At 61.5% G+C, this 16,699-nt stretch carries 16 protein-coding genes; 8 read left to right on the plus strand and 8 right to left on the minus strand.

Annotated features, from left to right (window positions below):
- Positions 1-9: 9 nt before the first annotated feature.
- The 6 genes from tyrA to glpT all read right to left on the minus strand — a co-directional run bounded on the left by tyrA (position 10) and on the right by glpT (position 7,999).
- A complete protein-coding gene (tyrA, locus tag PG898_RS04090) occupies positions 10-1,149 on the minus strand; it encodes a bifunctional chorismate mutase/prephenate dehydrogenase (protein WP_270824024.1) in 1,140 nt (379 codons plus the stop codon).
- A 118-nt stretch (positions 1,150-1,267) separates the two neighbouring features.
- Positions 1,268-2,341: a 3-deoxy-7-phosphoheptulonate synthase gene (locus tag PG898_RS04095; protein WP_171269111.1), complete on the minus strand. Its 1,074-nt coding sequence runs from the start codon at positions 2,339-2,341 to the stop codon at positions 1,268-1,270.
- 329 nt (positions 2,342-2,670) lie between these two features.
- Positions 2,671-3,750, minus strand: a complete 1,080-nt coding sequence (gene glpQ / locus PG898_RS04100; protein ID WP_171269112.1) for a glycerophosphodiester phosphodiesterase — start codon at positions 3,748-3,750, stop codon at positions 2,671-2,673.
- 103 nt (positions 3,751-3,853) lie between these two features.
- Complete coding sequence (gene glpD, locus PG898_RS04105; protein ID WP_171269113.1) at positions 3,854-5,341, minus strand: glycerol-3-phosphate dehydrogenase; 1,488 nt, start codon at positions 5,339-5,341, stop codon at positions 3,854-3,856.
- A gap of 443 nt (positions 5,342-5,784) precedes the next feature.
- Positions 5,785-6,543 (minus strand): DeoR/GlpR family transcriptional regulator, encoded by a 759-nt coding sequence (locus PG898_RS04110; protein ID WP_005328190.1) that lies wholly within the window; start codon positions 6,541-6,543, stop codon positions 5,785-5,787.
- A gap of 100 nt (positions 6,544-6,643) precedes the next feature.
- The gene (gene glpT / locus PG898_RS04115) at positions 6,644-7,999 is read right to left on the minus strand and encodes a glycerol-3-phosphate transporter (protein ID WP_171269114.1); all 1,356 of its coding nucleotides are present in this window, start codon (positions 7,997-7,999) and stop codon (positions 6,644-6,646) included.
- Between the two features lie 489 nt (positions 8,000-8,488).
- Between glpT and PG898_RS04120 the strand changes: the two genes are divergently transcribed.
- Both PG898_RS04120 and glpK read left to right on the plus strand, forming a co-directional pair.
- Entirely contained in the window at positions 8,489-9,337 is an 849-nt protein-coding gene (locus PG898_RS04120) for an MIP/aquaporin family protein (protein WP_005327692.1), read from the plus strand.
- Between the two features lie 29 nt (positions 9,338-9,366).
- Positions 9,367-10,869 carry a glycerol kinase GlpK gene (gene glpK / locus PG898_RS04125; RefSeq protein WP_041206102.1) on the plus strand — a complete coding sequence of 501 codons (1,503 nt, stop codon included), beginning with the start codon at positions 9,367-9,369 and terminating at the stop codon, positions 10,867-10,869.
- Between the two features lie 175 nt (positions 10,870-11,044).
- Here the strand turns inward: glpK and PG898_RS04130 are convergent, their stop codons facing one another.
- Entirely contained in the window at positions 11,045-11,947 is a 903-nt protein-coding gene (locus PG898_RS04130) for a LysR substrate-binding domain-containing protein (RefSeq protein WP_005327695.1), read from the minus strand.
- 246 nt (positions 11,948-12,193) lie between these two features.
- On the opposite strand from PG898_RS04130, the gene PG898_RS04135 reads away from it, so the two are divergent.
- From PG898_RS04135 to PG898_RS04160, 6 genes are all read left to right on the plus strand, one after another.
- Positions 12,194-12,541 (plus strand): GFA family protein, encoded by a 348-nt coding sequence (locus PG898_RS04135; protein ID WP_041206103.1) that lies wholly within the window; start codon positions 12,194-12,196, stop codon positions 12,539-12,541.
- 227 nt (positions 12,542-12,768) lie between these two features.
- Positions 12,769-13,155, plus strand: a complete 387-nt coding sequence (locus PG898_RS04140) for a DUF6404 family protein (RefSeq protein WP_171269115.1) — start codon at positions 12,769-12,771, stop codon at positions 13,153-13,155.
- Between the two features lie 46 nt (positions 13,156-13,201).
- Positions 13,202-13,567, plus strand: a complete 366-nt coding sequence (locus tag PG898_RS04145) for a VOC family protein (RefSeq protein WP_139750858.1) — start codon at positions 13,202-13,204, stop codon at positions 13,565-13,567.
- Positions 13,568-13,741: 174 nt separating this feature from the next.
- A complete protein-coding gene (locus PG898_RS04150) occupies positions 13,742-14,032 on the plus strand; it encodes a putative quinol monooxygenase (RefSeq protein WP_171269116.1) in 291 nt (96 codons plus the stop codon).
- Positions 14,033-14,119: 87 nt separating this feature from the next.
- Positions 14,120-14,923, plus strand: a complete 804-nt coding sequence (dkgB, locus tag PG898_RS04155) for a 2,5-didehydrogluconate reductase DkgB (RefSeq protein ID WP_270824025.1) — start codon at positions 14,120-14,122, stop codon at positions 14,921-14,923.
- Positions 14,924-15,335: 412 nt separating this feature from the next.
- Positions 15,336-16,508 (plus strand): MFS transporter, encoded by a 1,173-nt coding sequence (locus tag PG898_RS04160; protein ID WP_171269118.1) that lies wholly within the window; start codon positions 15,336-15,338, stop codon positions 16,506-16,508.
- 63 nt (positions 16,509-16,571) lie between these two features.
- Here PG898_RS04160 and cydX read toward each other — a convergent pair whose 3' ends face one another.
- The gene (cydX, locus tag PG898_RS04165) at positions 16,572-16,685 is read right to left on the minus strand and encodes a cytochrome bd-I oxidase subunit CydX (protein WP_005310033.1); all 114 of its coding nucleotides are present in this window, start codon (positions 16,683-16,685) and stop codon (positions 16,572-16,574) included.
- Between the last annotated feature and the right edge of the window lie 14 nt (positions 16,686-16,699).

A 16,699-nucleotide genomic window follows, 5' to 3' on the forward strand; every position in this document is an offset into this window, starting at 1 on the left:
TGCGTGCCGTCAGCCATGGTGACGACGGTCGTTGGCCTGGGCCAGCAGGGTGCGGCTCTCGCGCAGGAACTCGTCGGCGCGTTCGCCGAAGAAGCTGGAAACTTGCGAGAAGGCCTCGATGAAGCCGTCCCTGTCCCCCCGCTCCAGCAGCCCCAGCGCCTCGCCGAAGTTCTGGTAGTAGCGGCGGATCATCGCGAGGTTCTGCGGTGACGACAATATGATATCGGCATAGAGGTGGGGATCCTGGGCAAACAGTCGCCCTACCATGGCGAGCTCCAGCCGGTAGATGGGGGAGCTCAAACTCAGCAGGCGATCCAGATTGGCCTGCTCCCGGGAGAGGTGCCAGCCGTAGGCGAAAGTAGCGAAGTGGCGCAGCGCCTGAATGAGGGTCATGGCCTCGTCGTGAGCCTTGGCTTCTACCTGCTGTAACCGTGCGCCCCAGATGGTCATCTGATCCAGCAGCCACTGGCTGGCGGCGGGGTCGCGGCCCTGACAGCAGACGATCACCTGCTTGGCAAGGCTCGCCACATCCGGCCCGAACATGGGGTGCAGCCCCAGCACCGGCCCCTGGTGCACCGCCAGCATGTGCTCGAGCGGTGCCGACTTCACGCTGGTGACATCCACCAGCAGGCAATCCGCCGGCAGCTTGCCGAGCCGGTCGATGACCTGGCAGGTTATATCGATAGGCACAGCCACCATCACCAGACCCGCATCGGCGAGGATCTCGTCAGCGCGCGGCCAGTCCCCCTGCTCCAGGGTCTCGACCCGGTAGCCGGAGAGGCCGAACATCTGGCCGAACAGGCGGCCAAGCTGGCCCTGGCCGCCGATGATGACCACCTTGCCAAGGGCCGGCTTCATGCACTTGAAGTGGTGCTCCTTGTCGCTGGTGGATTCCAGAATATAGGATTCGCGCATCACCCGGCGCAGCACGTCCTCGATGAGATCCCCGGGCACCCCCAGCCGTTCGGCCTCGGCGCGGCGGCGGGCCAACATGCTCGCCTCCCTGTCCGGTGCATAGATGGGCAGACCGTGCCGGCTCTTCACTTCACCCACTTCCCCCACCAGGGCCAGACGGGCGGCCAGCAGATCGATCAGCTGCTTGTCCACCGCATCTATTTTGTCCCTGAGGGCATTCAACTCTTCAGCCATATCCAGTCCCTGCCGGCGCCGCTGGCGGCGGCGCCCTGTGATTCAAGAGGCAACAAGGTATCACCGCGTGGGCAGTGATACCTCTATGGTTCAATCAGTTACGACAAGATATCACGACTTACTGCGCAGTTCTGCTCTTGAGCGGCGCCGCCAACTGGCTGTGGCAGCGGGCCAGCAGATCCGCCGTGGTCTCCCAGTCGATACAGGCATCTGTGATGGAGACGCCGTAGCGCATCTGCGCCTTGGGCTGCTCGCTGGACTGGTTGCCCTCGAACAGGTTGGATTCGAGCATCACCCCTATGATGGAGCGGTTGCCCTCCTGGATCTGGTGGATGACGTTGTCCGCCACCTTGGGTTGCAGACGGTGATCCTTGCTGGAGTTGCCGTGGCTGCAATCCACCACCAGACCGGGCAGCAGACCCGCCTTCTCCAGCGCCTCTTCCGCCAGCGACACATTGACCGAATCGTAGTTCGGGTGCTTGCCGCCGCGCAGGATCACGTGACCATCCGGGTTGCCCTGGGTCTGCAACAAAGCGACCTGACCCTGCTGGTTGATCCCCATGAAGGCGTGGGGGCTGGAGGCTGCCTGCAGCGCGTTGATGGCGGTACCCAGGTTGCCGTCTGTGCCGTTCTTGAAGCCGACCGGCATGGAGAGGCCGGACGCCATCTCCCTGTGGGTCTGGGATTCTGTGGTGCGCGCACCGATGGCCGACCAGGAGAAGAGCTCAGCCAGGTATTGCGGGCTGATGGGATCCAGCGCCTCGGTCGCCAGCGGCAACTCCAGCTCCGCCAGCCAGCAGAGCAGCTCCCGGGCGCGGTGCAGCCCCAGCTCAACGTCGAAGGTACCGTCGAGGTTCGGATCGTTGATAAAGCCCTTCCAACCGACCGTGGTGCGTGGCTTCTCAAAGTAGACCCGCATGACAATGTAGAGAGAGTCCTGGTAGGCATCATGCAGCGCTTTGAGTCTGGTTGCGTACTCTTTGGCGGCGTCCATGTCGTGGATGGAGCAGGGTCCACAGATCACCAGCAGGCGGTGATCCCGGCGGTGGATGATGTCGGCTATGGTATTGCGGGCCCCTTGCACGAATGCCAGCGCCTTGTCGGAGATGGGTTGCCTCTCCTTGAGCTGGGCAGGCGTGATCATCACTTGTTCGGACTGGATATGGATGTTGTTCAGGGGGTCTCTTTGCATTTTCTCATTCTCTCTACTGTATTCAAGCCAATTGCGCCAGGTGTATTTATTTGTTTACACAAGTCAGCGCTTTGTTACACAACCGCCCTCACCTTACCAAGGAAAAACAAACAATCAAGTGAAACTAGCGGTTTACTGCATCAACAGATGGATTAATGACCACTGTCGTGACCAAAACAGCCAGAAAGTAGCGTGTGAGAGGCACTCTCCACCACGAAAATCGTAAACAAATGATTACACCCTGTACCTCATCACGCCCTGGCCAGCCTGCCGCCATAAAAAAGCGGGGCACCTGGCCCCGCTTATGTTCCCGTGTTGCTCTTCTTTTATTATTTGCCGTGGGCCTTAATGACCGCCACCGCCTTGTCGGGGAAGTCGCTGAATACTCCGTCCACGTCCGCCTGGTAGAGGAAAATGTTGAGCAAGTCGGTGAAGTCTTTCGCATAGGGCGGGATCTGGCCCTCATCCTGGCGGAAGGTATAAGGGTGCACCTTGAGACCAGCGGCGTGAGCCTCTTTCACCATGGCGGTGAACACCGGTTTGCCCGGAGTGCCCGGCTCGGTGACTATCATCGGCTTCCAGGGGCCTATGCCGTCGGCGTAGCCGGCTATGGTCTTCATAGCGCCCGGCTTGAACATCCAGTCATAATCGTAGGGGGTCGCCTTGCCCTTGGTGTCGTAGACCATGGTCTCGTTCCAGTCGGTCTCGGCCATCAGCTGCACCAGCTTCAAGTCCATGCCCAGCGCCGGCATCAGCTCGGTGTCGATGCGTTTGAGCTCATCCACGTCGAAGCTCTGCAGATAGACCTTGTCGCTCTTGCCGGTATAGCCGTACTCCTTGAGCACTGTCAGCACCGCCTTGGAGATGTCCTTGCCCTCGTGGCGGAACAGCCAAGGGGCCTTGATCTCCGGGTAGATGCCGATCTCTTTGCCGGTGCTCTTGTTGAGCCCCTGGATCATCTCTATCTCTTCCTGGAAGGTGTGGATCTTGAAGTCGGACTGCCACAACGGGAAGCGGGCCGGATAGACGGGCACCTGTTTGCCGTCCACCAGCTGGAAGGGCTCCGTCATGCGCAGGGAGCGCACCTCGGCCAGGGTGAAGTCCACCACGTAGTAGCGACCGTCCGGGCGGGCACGACCGGGGAAGCGCGTCGCCACGTCGGTGATACCGTCGAGGAAGTGATCGTGCATCACCACCAGCTGGTCATCCCTGGTCATCACCAGATCCTGCTCCAGATAGTCGGCCCCCATGCCATAGGCCAGCGCCTTGGACTCCAGTGTGTGCTCGGGCAGGTAGCCGGAGGCGCCGCGGTGGGCAATCACTATCTTGCCTTCATCTGCGGCCAGGGCGGGCAATGCGAGGGCGACCCCGAGGCCCAGGGCCACGAGAGAGAGGTGAGGTTGTTTCATGAAAGGTGCTCTTTGTTATTGTTTATTGGATGTAGGTAGTTGTTATAGCAGAGGTTTATTGCAGTTTTACGGCGGGCGGCCAAGGGGCAGCCCGCCGCTTCAATCAGCTTGCCTTGGGCAGGGCGTGATGGTGTTCGAGCAGCCAGGCACCGAGCTGCTGCTGCTCGGATTCGGACAGGCGCAGCCCCAGCTTGCTGCGACGCCACAGGATATCCTCCAGGGAGTGGGCCCACTCGCGGCTGATCAGATAGCGCACTTCCGACTCGTACAGCCCGGCACCAAAGTGCTGGCCGCGCTCCTCGTGCAACCAGAGACGGGCATGACTGCCATAGGCCTCGGCGATGCGGCGGGCGCTGCGCTCGTCCAGCCAGTCGAATTCGAGCATGTAGGCGCGGGCCAGCTCGGTGGTGGAGCAGTCGAACTCGCCGCCGGGCAGACGGCTGGTGGCGGTCCAGTCCTCGCCCATCTGGCTGTACCAGGGCTTGAGCTTGTTGCAGGCGGCCTGGGCCAGCTTGCGATAGGTGGTGAGCTTGCCGCCAAACACCGACAACAGCGGCGCCCCGTCGGATTCGCCGGAGAGCTCAAGGGTGTAGTCGCGGGTCACCGCCTGGGGTGAGTCGGACTCGTCATCGCACAGCGGCCGCACCCCGGCATAGGTCCAGATGACTTCGGAGGGCGCAATCTGGCGGGTGAAGTGGGCGTTGACCACCTTGCACAGGTAATTTATCTCGGCTTCGCTGATCTTCGCCTCCCGCGGGCTGCCATGGTGCTCCACGTCCGTGGTGCCGATGAGGGAGTAGTCCTGCTGGTAGGGGATGACGAAGACGATGCGGTTGTCCTCGTTTTGCAGGATATAGGCCTCTTCGCGCTCATGGATGCGCGGCACTATGATGTGGCTGCCCTTGATGAGGCGAATGCCGCGCGGGGATTTCTCGTGCAGGCTCTCGTCATAGAAGGTCTTGACCCAGGGGCCGGCCGCATTGACCAGGCCACGGCAGGTGACGTTGAACTGCTCGCCCCCTTCTCGCTCCAGGGTCAGGGTCCAGTGCTTGGATCCGCGCACCGCCTTGACGCAGCGGGTACGGGTCTGCACATCGGCGCCCTTGTCCCGGGCCATCATGGCGTTGAGCACCACCAGGCGGGCGTCGTCGACCCAGGCGTCCGAGTACTCGAAGCCCTTGTTGATGCCACTCTTGAGACCATCTTGCGGCAGGAAGCGCAGGCCGCAACTGCCCTTGAGCTTGTCGCGCTTGGCCAGGTTGTCGTAGAGGAAGAGGCCGGCACGGATCATCCAGGCCGGGCGCAAGTGCGGGCGGTGCGGCAAGCGGAATCGCATGGGACGGGCGATGTGCGGCGCCATGCCGAGCAGCACCTCCCGCTCCGCCAGCGCCTCTTTCACCAGCCTGAATTCGTAATGTTCGAGATAGCGCAAGCCGCCGTGGATCAGCTTGCTGGAGTTGGACGAGGTGGCCGAGGCGAGATCCTGCGCCTCGAACAGCGCCACCTTCAGCCCCCGCCCCGCCGCATCCGCCGCAATGCCGACCCCGTTGATGCCGCCGCCGACGACGACCAGATCATAATGTTCGCTCATGTTCACCTACTTTCTTATTTTGTGTTCGCCATGCCGGCAATGTTTGATTTCGCTCATATTAGAACATGAAAAAATGATAAACGAACATTTTATGAGGGAAATGTGATCGCGATTGTTCTGACAATGCTAAAAATGCTGCCGGTCGGTGACAAAGTGCCGCCCCAAGCCCTCGCCATTGTCCCTACTGCCAGGGCGAATCTGCCGCAACGGATGCGGACGCGGCTGGCCGAGGCCGAAGGAGCCCGGCCCTGAAGCAGAGATTGCCCAGAGACAAACCACCGAGGACGAGAAGAGAGCCGTTGTTTTTCCGGCCTAGACGGCGCCACAGAGACAGACGGAGAGAGGCTGCAGGGGCAAGGCGCCCCGCATGGGGACCCCGTTAGAGAACAGCAAGGAAAGCGGCCGCCTGACGGCGGCCTGATGCTAGTGCGGCGTGGGGATACTCAGCAGATGTGGCAGGCGATCTGATGCTGGGACATCAGCCGCATCAGCTTCTCCGGCGGCTCCTGATCCGTGAACAGGGCGTGGATCTGGTTGAGGTTGCCGAGGTTGACCATGGCATTGCGCCCGAACTTGGTGTGGTCGGCGGCCAGGAACACCTGGCGGGAGTGGGCGATGATGGCCTGGGCTATCTTCACCTCGTGATAGTCGAAATCGAGCAAGGAGCCGTCGTTGTCGATGCCGGAGATGCCGATGACGCCATAATCCATGCGGAACTGGCCGATGAAGTCGCGGGTCGCCTCCCCGACGATGCCCCCGTCCCGGTTGCGGATCTCGCCACCGGCGATGATGACGGTGAAGTCATCCTTGGCGGTGAGGATGCTGGCGACGTTGAGGTTGTTGGTGACCACCCGCAGCTCACGGTGATCGAGCAAGGCGCGGGCGATGGCCTCGGTGGTGGTGCCGATGTCGATGAAGAGCGATGAACCGTCGGGAATATTGGCGGCCACCTCGCGAGCGATGCGCTCCTTCTCCTTGAGCTGCATCACCTTGCGGGCGCTGTAGGCGGTATTGACGGTACTCGAATGCAGGGAGGCCCCGCCGTGATGGCGCCGGATCTTGTTCTGCTCGGCGAGATCGTTCAGATCCCGGCGAATGGTCTGGGGGCTGACGTCAAAATGGGTCACCAGGTCGTCGGTCGAGACAAAGCCCTGCCTTGTCAGAACGTCCAGGATCTCCAGATGTCGTTGGGTTTGCTTCACGCTTGCACTCCGCTTGAGAGACGAAAAAAGGCCCCGGCATTGCGGGGCCTTTGGCAGTGTACCCTATCCCTTTTCGGACTGATAAGGGCAGGATCACGTTTTATGCCTTGTCGGCAGCGGCCTTGTGGGCGATCGAGATGTTCTCGTGCTTGAGGGTCAGGGCCAGCAGTACGATAGAGAGCACGCAGGAGATGGTCAGCACCAGGAAGCCGCCGTCCCAACCGAAATGGTCGACCGTGTAGCCCAGCATGGCGTTGGCCGCCACGGCGCCGCCCAGGTAACCGAACAGACCGGTGAAACCTGCCGCGGTACCGGCGGCCTTCTTGGGCGCCAGCTCCAGGGCATAGAGACCGATCAGCATGACGGGGCCATAGATGAGGAAGCCGATGGCGACCAGGGCCATCATGTCGATGGTCGGGTTGCCCGCCGGGTTGAACCAGTAGACCAGCACGGCCACTGTCACCAGCACCATGAACAGGATACCGGCCGGGGCGCGGCGGCCCTGGAACATCTTGTCCGAGATCCAGCCACACAGCAGGGTGCCCGGGATCCCCGCCCACTCATAGAGGAAGTAGGCCCAGGAGGAGTGATCCACGCTGAAATCCTTGGCTTCCTTGAGGTAGGTCGGTGCCCAGTCCAGCACGCCGTAGCGAATGAGGTAGACGAAGGCGTTGGCGATGGCGATGTACCACAAGAGCTTGTTGTGCAACACGTACTTCATGAAGATCTCCTTGGCGGAGAACTCCTGCTCGTGACTCTCGTTGTAATCCTTCGGGTAGTCGTTCTTGTACTCCTCGATGGGTGGCAGACCCACGGACTGCGGGGTGTCACGCATCACGAAGAAGGCGATCACCGCGATGGCAGCCGCAGCCGCAGCCGGCACATAGAAGGCGCTGCGCCAGTCATTGAACCAGCCCATGCCGAGGATGAACAGCGGACCTATCATGCCGCCACCCACGTTGTGGGCCACGTTCCAGACCGAGACGATTTCGCCCCGCTCCTTCTGTGACCACCAGTGCACCATGGTGCGACCGCAGGGCGGCCAGCCCATGCCCTGAACCCAGCCGTTCAGGAACAACAGCACGAACATGATGGCGATGCTGGAGGTGGCCCAGTGCACAGTCCCCATCATGAACATGATGCCGGCCGAGAGCAGCAGGCCGGCGGAGAGGAAGTAGCGCGCATTGGAGCGGTCCGACACGTTCCCCATCAGGAATTTGGAGAGACCGTAGGCGATGGAGACACCGGACAGGGCCAGCCCCAGATCACCGCGGGAGAAGCCCTGCTCGATGAGATAGGGCATCGCCAGACTGAAGTTCTTGCGCACCAGGTAGTAGCCGGCATAACCGAAGAAGATCCCGAAAAACACCTGCCAGCGCATGCGTTTGTAGAAGGGGTCCACCTTGTCGGCCGGTAGCCGTTCTATGTGGGGTGCAGGCCTGAAGAGACTAAGCATGTTCTGCTTCCTTATTGTTGTTATGGGCGATTGAGGGTGCCCCGATCGTGCCTGCGACCAGTTGAGTCCTTACTTCGCAAGCGAGCCTATTGTGCTCATATGTGAACATTTAATCTGTGATGAAGGCTAAATTATTGCAGTTTTATTACAAAGAATGTCACCCGATGAGTGATCGCGCATCGGCCTCCAGCCCTTGCAGGGCACGGAACTTAGCTACCCACTAAGGAGTATTGATGCCGCTAACTGTTGCTTTTCGTCACATTTTCTTAGCAATGAATGGGATCTTGTCCACATTTCCAGTGGCGGGGGTCTGGTGAATTGGCACAGAAGGTTTATTTTCTCTCTCGTCCAAGAACGAGCGCAAACGAGCATAACGTTTGCGTCAGCTCAAACAACAAGAAGAAACGTTTTCGGACGCAAGAAATGGGAATGCAAGATAACGAAACGGAACATCAAACCTACTCTGGGTGGATATAAGGAATAACAACTATGAGCATACAAAGACCCAATACCCTGCTCGGCGAGTGCCTCGCCGAGTTTATCGGCACCGGCCTGCTGATCTTCTTCGGCGTTGGTTGTGTGGCCGCCCTGGTGCTGGCTGGCGCCAACTTCGGGCAATGGGAAATCTCCATTACCTGGGGCCTGGGAGTCGCCATCGCCATCTACGTGACCGGCGGCATCTCCGGTGCCCACCTGAACCCGGCCGTGACCCTGGCGCTGATGACCTTCTGCGGCTTCGACAAGCGCAAGGTCGTGCCCTTCATCATCGCCCAGATAGCGGGCGCCTTCGCCTCCGCCGCTCTGGTCTACTTCCTCTATGGCAACCTCTTCACCCAGTGGGAACTGACCCACAACGTGGTGCGCGGCAGCGTAGAGAGCCTCGGCACCGCCGGCATCTTCTCCACCTACCCCAATGCCCTGCTCAGTAACATGCAGGCATTCGCGGTCGAGCTGGTGATCACCGCCGTCCTGATGCTGGGCATCATGGCGCTGGGTGACAACAACAACGGCGCCCCCAAAGGTTTCGCCGCCGCCCTGCTGATCGGCATCCTGATCGCGGTGATCGGCGCCTCCCTCGGCCCCTTGACCGGTTTTGCCATGAACCCGGCCCGTGACTTTGGTCCCAAACTGTTCGCCTTCTTTGCAGGCTGGGGCGATGTGGCCCTGACCGGTGGTCGCGACAACCCCTACTTCTGGGTCCCCATCCTCGGCCCCATCGTCGGCGCCCAGCTGGGTACCGCTCTGTATGTGAAAGTGCTGGCTCCCTGCGTCCCGGGCAACCGTGTCGTGACCGAAGAAGCCGCCAAGCTGTCCAATAAAGAAGAGGCCGCCGCCTAAGAGCGGTCCCCCCAAACGTGGAGAACATCATGTCTGCTGAAAAGAAATTTGTCGTCGCGCTGGATCAAGGTACCACCTCCTCCCGTGCCATCGTGTTCGATCAGGATGCCAACATAGTCGCGACCTCACAGCGCGAATTCACCCAGCACTACCCGAAAGCGGGCTGGGTCGAGCACGACCCCATGGAGATCTGGGCGACCCAGTCCTCCGTCTTCACCGAGGTGCTGGCCAAGAGCGGCCTGCACAGCGAGCAGATCGCCGCCATCGGCATCACCAACCAGCGTGAAACGACCGTGGTGTGGGAGAAAGCCACCGGCAAGCCCATCTACAACGCCATCGTCTGGCAGTGCCGCCGCACCGCCGCCATCTGTGAAGAGCTCAAGGCCCGCGGCCTGGAAGAGTACGTGCGCGAGAACACCGGCCTGGTGCTGGACGCCTACTTCTCCGGCACCAAGGTGAAGTGGATCCTCGACAACGTGGAAGGGGCCCGCGAGAAGGCGATGAACGGCGAGCTGCTATTCGGCACCATCGACACCTGGCTGGTGTGGAAGATGACCAACGGCGAGGTGCACGTCACCGACCCGACCAACGCGTCACGCACCATGCTCTACAACATCCGCGATCTGAAGTGGGACGAGCGGATGCTGGACGAGCTGGGCATCCCCGCCTCCATGCTGCCAGAGGTCAAACCCTCCTCCGAGGTCTATGGCTACACCACCCGTGGGGGCGGCTCCCGCATCCCCATCGCCGGCATCGCCGGTGACCAGCAGTCTGCCCTGTTCGGCCAGCTCTGCTTCGAGAAAGGCATGGCCAAGAACACCTATGGCACCGGCTGCTTCCTGCTGATGAACACCGGCACCGAGCCGGTCCGCTCCAGCAACGGCCTGCTGACCACGGTCGCCATCGGCCCGAAAGGGGAAGTGAATTACGCGCTGGAAGGTGCGGTATTCATGGGTGGCGCCACCATCCAGTGGCTGCGTGACGAGCTGAAAATCATTCACGATGCCCGCGACACCGACTACTTCGCCTCCAAGGTTGGCGACACCAACGGCGTCTACCTGGTACCGGCCTTCGTCGGTCTGGGCGCCCCCTACTGGGATCCGTATGCTCGCGGCACCATGGTCGGCCTGACCCGCGGAGCCAACCGCAACCACATCATCCGTGCCGCGCTGGAATCCATCGCCTACCAGAGCCGCGACGTGCTGGATGCCATGCAGCAGGACTCCGGCATCAAGCTGGCTGCCCTCAAGGTAGACGGCGGCGCCGTGGCCAACGACTTCCTGATGCAGTTCCAGGCCGACATGATGCACACCCCTGTGGTGCGCCCGACCCGCATCGAGACCACCGCCATGGGCGCCGCCTTCCTAGCTGGCCTTGCCGTCGGCTTCTGGAAGAGTTCCGAAGAGCTGGAAGACAAGTTCAGCGTCGATCGCGAGTTCATCCCCCAGATGGACAAGGAAGATCGCGCCAAACGCTACAACGGCTGGAAGAAGGCGGTGGAGCGTTCACGCCGCTGGGCCGAAGAGGAGTGATCGGGTAACCGGCACATCCTTGAGATGAAGAAAACAAAGAGGCCGACAGCAATGTCGGCCTCTTCTTATTGGCGCTCGCGAGCCCCCTTCCGCCCCCCCTTCGTCAGGAAAGGTATGCAATCTCCTCCCTCTGGTAGAAAGCGGTCGGCAGAGAGTGCAACTTCCTGCCCGCCTCCTACAACGCCTCGGCGCCGAGCTGCTCCTTGAGGAAGTCGAGCCAGACCCGCAGTCGGATATCCCGCTGGGCATCGGAGTAGAAGACCGCATGGATGGGGCGCGAGGCTCCGCTGTTGCTGCGGGCCAGCACCTCCACCAGGGCACCGCTCGCCCTGTCCTCCCCCGTCATGAAGTCCGACAGGCAGACGATCCCCTGACCTCTGAGCGCCAGCTGGCGCAGGGTCTCGCCGCTGCTGGCCCGCAAGGTCGGGGTGATGGCGAACCTGTCCCCCTGCTCGGCGCTCAGCAGCGGCCAGTGGTTGAGGTGATCGGGGTGCAAAAAGCCGAGCAGCTCGTGACCTGCCAGCAAGTCAGCCGGCTGGCGCGGGGTACCGCGCGCCTTCAGATAGTCGGGGGAGGCGAGCAACCGCAGCTTGGATCGTCCGAGCGACAGGGCCCGCAGGGAGGAGTCCGTCAGCTCGCCGATGCGAATGGCCATGTCCACCCGCCGCTCCATCAGATTGATGAAGCCCTCGGAGCTGTGCAGTTGCAGCTCGATCCCCGGATAGCGGCGGCGAAACTCGCCGATGATGGGCACCAGCCGGTGCAGGATGAAAGGGGTGGCGGCGTCGACTCTCAACACCCCTTCGGGTTGTTCCCGGCGCATCAGCAGATGACTCTCCGCCTCGCTCATCTCGGTCAGCACCTTCACCGCCCGCTGATAGAACCAGCTCCCCTCCTCGGTCAGGCTGACCCGCCTCGTGGTGCGGTTGAGCAGCACGGTGGCGAGCTTCTCTTCGAGGCGCTTGATGCCGCGGCTCACCACAGAGTTGTCCATGCCGAGGTTCTCCGCCGCCTGGCGAAAGCTGCCCGCCTCCACCACGGCCACGAACAGGGTCAATTCATCGGAATGGGTCTTCATTGTTGTCATCCTGGCAAGAGTCATGGGGCTTTATAGTCATTATGGCGATGAGTTGGCAAGCGCCATGGCCCGCTCGGGGTCACCTTCGCGCATTAGCCCGCCAGAGGCGTCCGACGCGGGATGGCTATACTGAGTCGGTTCGCGCATCCCATCGGGACAAGCGCTGCGGGCAATGAAGATGGCCTTTGGCAGACAAGTGGTTCGGTACCTGCCTAAGGATCAAGCCAGAGAACAAGGAGTCGGGTGATGAAATACAAGGGAAGCTGCCACTGCGGCAGGGTGGCATTCGAAGTCGAAGGGGAGCTGAGCCAGGTCATGGCCTGCAACTGTTCCATCTGTCAGCGCAAGGGGTCCCTGCTGTGGATCATGCCCCATGACAAGATGAGGTTGCTGACCCCGGACGAGGCGGCCAGCACTTACACCTTCAACAAGCATGTGGTCAAACACAGATTCTGCCCAGTGTGCGGCATGCACCCCTATGGCGAAGGCGTGGATCCCAAGGGCAACCATATCGTCGCCATCAATGTCCGCTGCCTGGAGGGGATAGAGCCCGAGTCGCTGCCGGTGCAGCACTACGATGGTCGGGCGCTATGACCATAGAAGCCGTCTGACGCTGTCAATCAGGCCGGAGGTGCCTCTCTTCCCTCTGGCCTGTCCCTCTCTATCCCCACCGCCCGCTCTCCCCTTCTCCTGCACGGCTCGATGTGATCCGGCGCTAACACCCCAGCCGGAAAAAAGGCTACAATCGGAGCCCGCATGGAGATATTCTGGGCAGGCATCTCATCGTGAGCCCTGCTCTGCTGCCACACAAAGGAAGCACAATGTTATTTGAACACCGTCTATTCGCCGCCCATAAAGAGCTGGCAAGCAAGGGTGTGAAGGAGCCCAATTACGACCCGCCGCTATACCGTCTGCTGCGCCGAACTGGCTGGCAGCTGAGGCCGCCCCACTATGAGCGTTTCATGATCAATCTGCTCGCACTGGGGCTACCGACTGGCATCATCTGGGGACTGCTGATGTGGTTTTTGGGCCGGGAACATGAGGTGAGTCTGGAATATGCCCTGCGTCAGGCCACTTTCTTCACCCTCTGTTTCGGTCTGCTGATGGCCATTTTCTTCCAGATCCGTCGGCTACAGCTAAAGCTGACCCCCTGGGGGGCTCTGCCCTGCTCCACGCCACGGACACAGAAACGCTGGCAGCCCAGATAATCACGCGGCCGCCATCACACATCGTTTGAAACAAAAGGAAGCTACCATGACCAAGGCCCATGAGAAACTGAACTATGTGGAGTTTGCGGCAAGGGATCTCGCCGCCACCAAGGCCTTCTTCACCGCCGCCTTTGGCTGGCAATTTGCCGACTACGGCCCCGATTATTGCGCCTTCGAAGGGGAAGGGCTGGATGGCGGCTTCTACCGCGCAGATATGTGCAGTCACAGCCATCAGGGTGGCGCCCTGCTGGTGTTCTACAGCGCCGACATAGAGGCCACCCAGGCCAAGGTGCAGCATCATGGTGGCATCATCAACCGCCCGCTGTTCGACTTCCCCGGCGGCCGGCGCTTCCACTTTGTCGAACCCAGCGGCAATGAATTTGCGGTCTGGTCGGAGCCGGCCAATGCCTGATGGCAAGGGGGCGCTCCGGCGTTCCCTGCTCCTTTACCTCCCTGACTTCCTCACCTCCACCTCGCCCCTGCCCATTCATTGCTGCTTTCCTCTCAATAGTGTTTTGCGACTGCTGCCCTGTTTCCCACGATAGGCGGCGGGCATACTGATTCTCGTCTTAACGAGGAGGTTTAGATGTCATCCCCCGTGATTGTGATTGCCCAGCTTGAGGCCAAGCCTGAATTCACCGCCGAGTGTCGCGCCGCCTTGAGCCCCTTGATAGCGGCTACCCTGCAAGAGCCTGGGTGCCTCTGCTACCAGTTGCATCAGAGCCTGGAGAGCCCCCACGGCTGGATGACCCACGAGGAGTGGGAGAGTGAGGCCGCCCTCAGTGCCCACCAGCAGCAGCCCCATTTTCTCGCCTTCGTGGCCAACACCCAGGGCTGGTTTGCCAGCACCAATGTACGCCGCTATCAACTAGCCTGAATCCAGCTGCGGCCTGCCCCTGCCCACCCTGGATGCGGGATGGGCCGATACAATATTGAGCGTAGAAACAATAAGTTGAGGAATATGATGATGAAGATGCCCAACCTGGGTCTTGGTACCTTTCGCCTGAAGGATCAGCCCCTGCGCGACTCCCTGCTGCAGGGTCTGGATCTCGGCTATCGCCATATCGATACTGCCCAGATCTATGACAACGAGGCCGAAGTGGGACGCTTGATGAGCGAAAGCGGCGTGCCCCGCCAGGAGATCTACCTGACCACCAAGGTGTGGACTAGCGAGTTCGGCCCGGGCAAGGTGATCCCGAGCCTGGAGCTGAGCCTGGAAAAGCTGGGCACCGACTATCTGGATCTGGCGCTCATTCACTGGCCCTCCCCCCAGGATGAGGTGCCAATGGCGGTCTATCTGGAGCAGCTGGCCGAAGCCAAAGCCCGGGGCCTGACCCGGGAGATCGGGGTTTCCAACTTCACCGTGGCTCAGCTCCAGCAGGCCATCGAGATCCTGGGGCCGGGCGCCATCGCCCACCAGCAGGTGGAGATCCACCCCCTGCTGCAAAACCGCAAGGTGGTGGCGTTCTGCCAGGAGCACGGCATCGCCATCACCGCCTATATGCCGCTCGCCTATGGCAAGGTGCTCGCCGAGCCGCTCCTGATGGAGATCGGCAAGCGCCACGGTGTCTCGGCGGCCCAGGTGTCGCTGGCCTGGCTGCTGGCCCAGGGCATGACGGTGATCCCGAGCTCCACCAAACGGGAGAATCTGGCCGCCAACCTGGCTGCGCTGAAGGTCAAACTCAGCCCCGAGGAGATGGCACAGATTGCCACCCTGGAGCGAGGCGAGCGCTGCGCCAACCCGGACTTCGCACCAGATTGGGATTGATCCCCCTCATCCCCAGCCCTTCTCCCGCCAGGGGAGAAGGGAGCAAAGAAAACCCCAACACCATCGACGAGCACCCAAGCGGGAGGCACTGTGCCTCCCGCTTTTTTTGCTTCCAATACCGTGCGCCACTGCCGCCCGTGCCGCTGGCCCTCTCCCCTGCAACCTTCCCTAGCGCCTTGCCTATGAGTCCCCGGCCCGGTCTGTACGCTTTGCTTCTGCACCTTTGCCGCTGCTCTCAACTCTCTCTGTACGGCCCGCTCTTGCCTCCGCTGCCTCAGCCACTCCTTCTTCCACGGCACCATTGCTGCTGATTTGGCAAAAGTAATTTGACGTTGCCGTCATTTTTGCCAACAAAGCTCATCGGCATACTGGCGCCATTCTCCCGTCGGGAGCCACTATCCAAGGAGTTTGTATGCCACTGGCGTTATTTGCCCTCACCCTGAGTGCCTTTGCGATCGGCACCACAGAGTTTGTGATCGTGGGGCTGATCCCCACCATAGCCGAGCAGCTCAATGTCTCGCTCCCCTCGGCCGGCCTGCTGGTCAGCCTCTATGCCCTCGGAGTCGCCATCGGCGCGCCGGTGCTGACGGCGCTCACCGGCAAACTGCCGCGCAAGTGGCTGCTGGTGGGCCTGATGGCCCTGTTCACCGCCGGCAACCTGCTGGCCTGGCAGGCCCCCGGCTACGAGAGCCTGATCGTCGCCCGCATCCTCACCGGCCTGGCCCACGGGGTCTTCTTCTCGGTGGGCAGCACCATCGCCACGGGTCTCGTGGCCAAGGAGAAGGCGGCGAGTGCCATCGCCATCATGTTCAGCGGCCTCACGGTTGCCCTGGTGACAGGCGTGCCGCTCGGCACCTGGATTGGTCAGGTCTTTGGCTGGCGCGAGACCTTCCTGGTGGTGAGCGCACTCGGGGTCATCGCCATGGCAGGCAGCCTGCTGCTGATCCCGAACAACCTGCCAAAAGGCGCAGCCTCCAGTCTTCGTGAGCAGCTTTCTGTGCTGACCCACAAGCCCCTGCTGATGGTCTACGCCAAGACGGCCCTGGGCTACGGCGGCGCCTTCACCGCCTTTACCTTCCTCGCCCCCATCTTGCAGCAGGTGAGCGGTTTTGGTGCCAATGCGGTGAGCCTCATTCTGCTGGTGTACGGGGTCTCGGTTGCCGTCGGCAATATCTGGGGCGGCAAGCTCGCGGACAAGATGGGCCCACTGCCCGCCTTGAAGCTGATGTTTGGCGGTCTGGCACTCATCCTGCTGATGCTCACCTTCACCGCGCCCCATCCGGTGCTGGCGGTGCTCACCGTGCTGGTGTGGGGTGCCTTCGCGTTCGGCAACGTACCGGGGCTGCAGGTGCTGGTGGTGAAGCAGGCCGAACGCCACACCCCAAATGCCGTGGATGTGGCCTCCGGCCTCAACATCGCCGCCTTCAACGTCGGCATAGCGCTGGGATCCGTGGTGGGCGGTTTCGTGGTGGAGCACCTCGGATTGATGCACACCCCCTGGATTGGGGCGCTGATCGTGCTGCTGGCCTATGGCCTCACCCACGTCAGCGAGAAGCGCGAGGCCAAATTGGCGCTGGCGGTTTAACTTCCCACAGACGACAAGGCCGACACCCGGTGTCGGCCTTTTTCATTGGTAAAATAGTGCGGCTCAAGACTCCTTGAGATCCTCATCCGCAGCCCAGCGCGCCTCCAGCCAGAGCAGATTGACCAGGCCGCACAGCAGCGCGAACCCCAGCCCCAAAATCCAGGTGAAATACCACATATCAACGACTCCTC

The organism is Aeromonas sp. QDB31 (genome assembly GCF_027707605.1).
Lineage (GTDB): Bacteria > Pseudomonadota > Gammaproteobacteria > Enterobacterales > Aeromonadaceae > Aeromonas > Aeromonas media.

Excerpts from the sequence above, each read along its gene's own strand:
- tyrA (WP_270824024.1), bottom strand. The coding sequence starts at position 1,149 with ATGGCTGAAGAGTTGAATGCCCTCAGGGACAAAATAGATGCGGTGGAC.
- PG898_RS04095 (WP_171269111.1), bottom strand. The coding sequence starts at position 2,341 with ATGCAAAGAGACCCCCTGAACAACATCCATATCCAGTCCGAACAAGTG.
- glpQ (WP_171269112.1), bottom strand. The coding sequence starts at position 3,750 with ATGAAACAACCTCACCTCTCTCTCGTGGCCCTGGGCCTCGGGGTCGCC.
- glpD (WP_171269113.1), bottom strand. The coding sequence starts at position 5,341 with ATGAGCGAACATTATGATCTGGTCGTCGTCGGCGGCGGCATCAACGGG.
- glpT (WP_171269114.1), bottom strand. The coding sequence starts at position 7,999 with ATGCTTAGTCTCTTCAGGCCTGCACCCCACATAGAACGGCTACCGGCC.
- PG898_RS04120 (WP_005327692.1), top strand. The coding sequence starts at position 8,489 with ATGAGCATACAAAGACCCAATACCCTGCTCGGCGAGTGCCTCGCCGAG.
- glpK (WP_041206102.1), top strand. The coding sequence starts at position 9,367 with ATGTCTGCTGAAAAGAAATTTGTCGTCGCGCTGGATCAAGGTACCACC.
- PG898_RS04130 (WP_005327695.1), bottom strand. The coding sequence starts at position 11,947 with ATGAAGACCCATTCCGATGAATTGACCCTGTTCGTGGCCGTGGTGGAG.
- PG898_RS04135 (WP_041206103.1), top strand. The coding sequence starts at position 12,194 with ATGAAATACAAGGGAAGCTGCCACTGCGGCAGGGTGGCATTCGAAGTC.
- PG898_RS04140 (WP_171269115.1), top strand. The coding sequence starts at position 12,769 with ATGTTATTTGAACACCGTCTATTCGCCGCCCATAAAGAGCTGGCAAGC.
- PG898_RS04145 (WP_139750858.1), top strand. The coding sequence starts at position 13,202 with ATGACCAAGGCCCATGAGAAACTGAACTATGTGGAGTTTGCGGCAAGG.
- PG898_RS04150 (WP_171269116.1), top strand. The coding sequence starts at position 13,742 with ATGTCATCCCCCGTGATTGTGATTGCCCAGCTTGAGGCCAAGCCTGAA.
- dkgB (WP_270824025.1), top strand. The coding sequence starts at position 14,120 with ATGATGAAGATGCCCAACCTGGGTCTTGGTACCTTTCGCCTGAAGGAT.
- PG898_RS04160 (WP_171269118.1), top strand. The coding sequence starts at position 15,336 with ATGCCACTGGCGTTATTTGCCCTCACCCTGAGTGCCTTTGCGATCGGC.
- cydX (WP_005310033.1), bottom strand. The coding sequence starts at position 16,685 with ATGTGGTATTTCACCTGGATTTTGGGGCTGGGGTTCGCGCTGCTGTGC.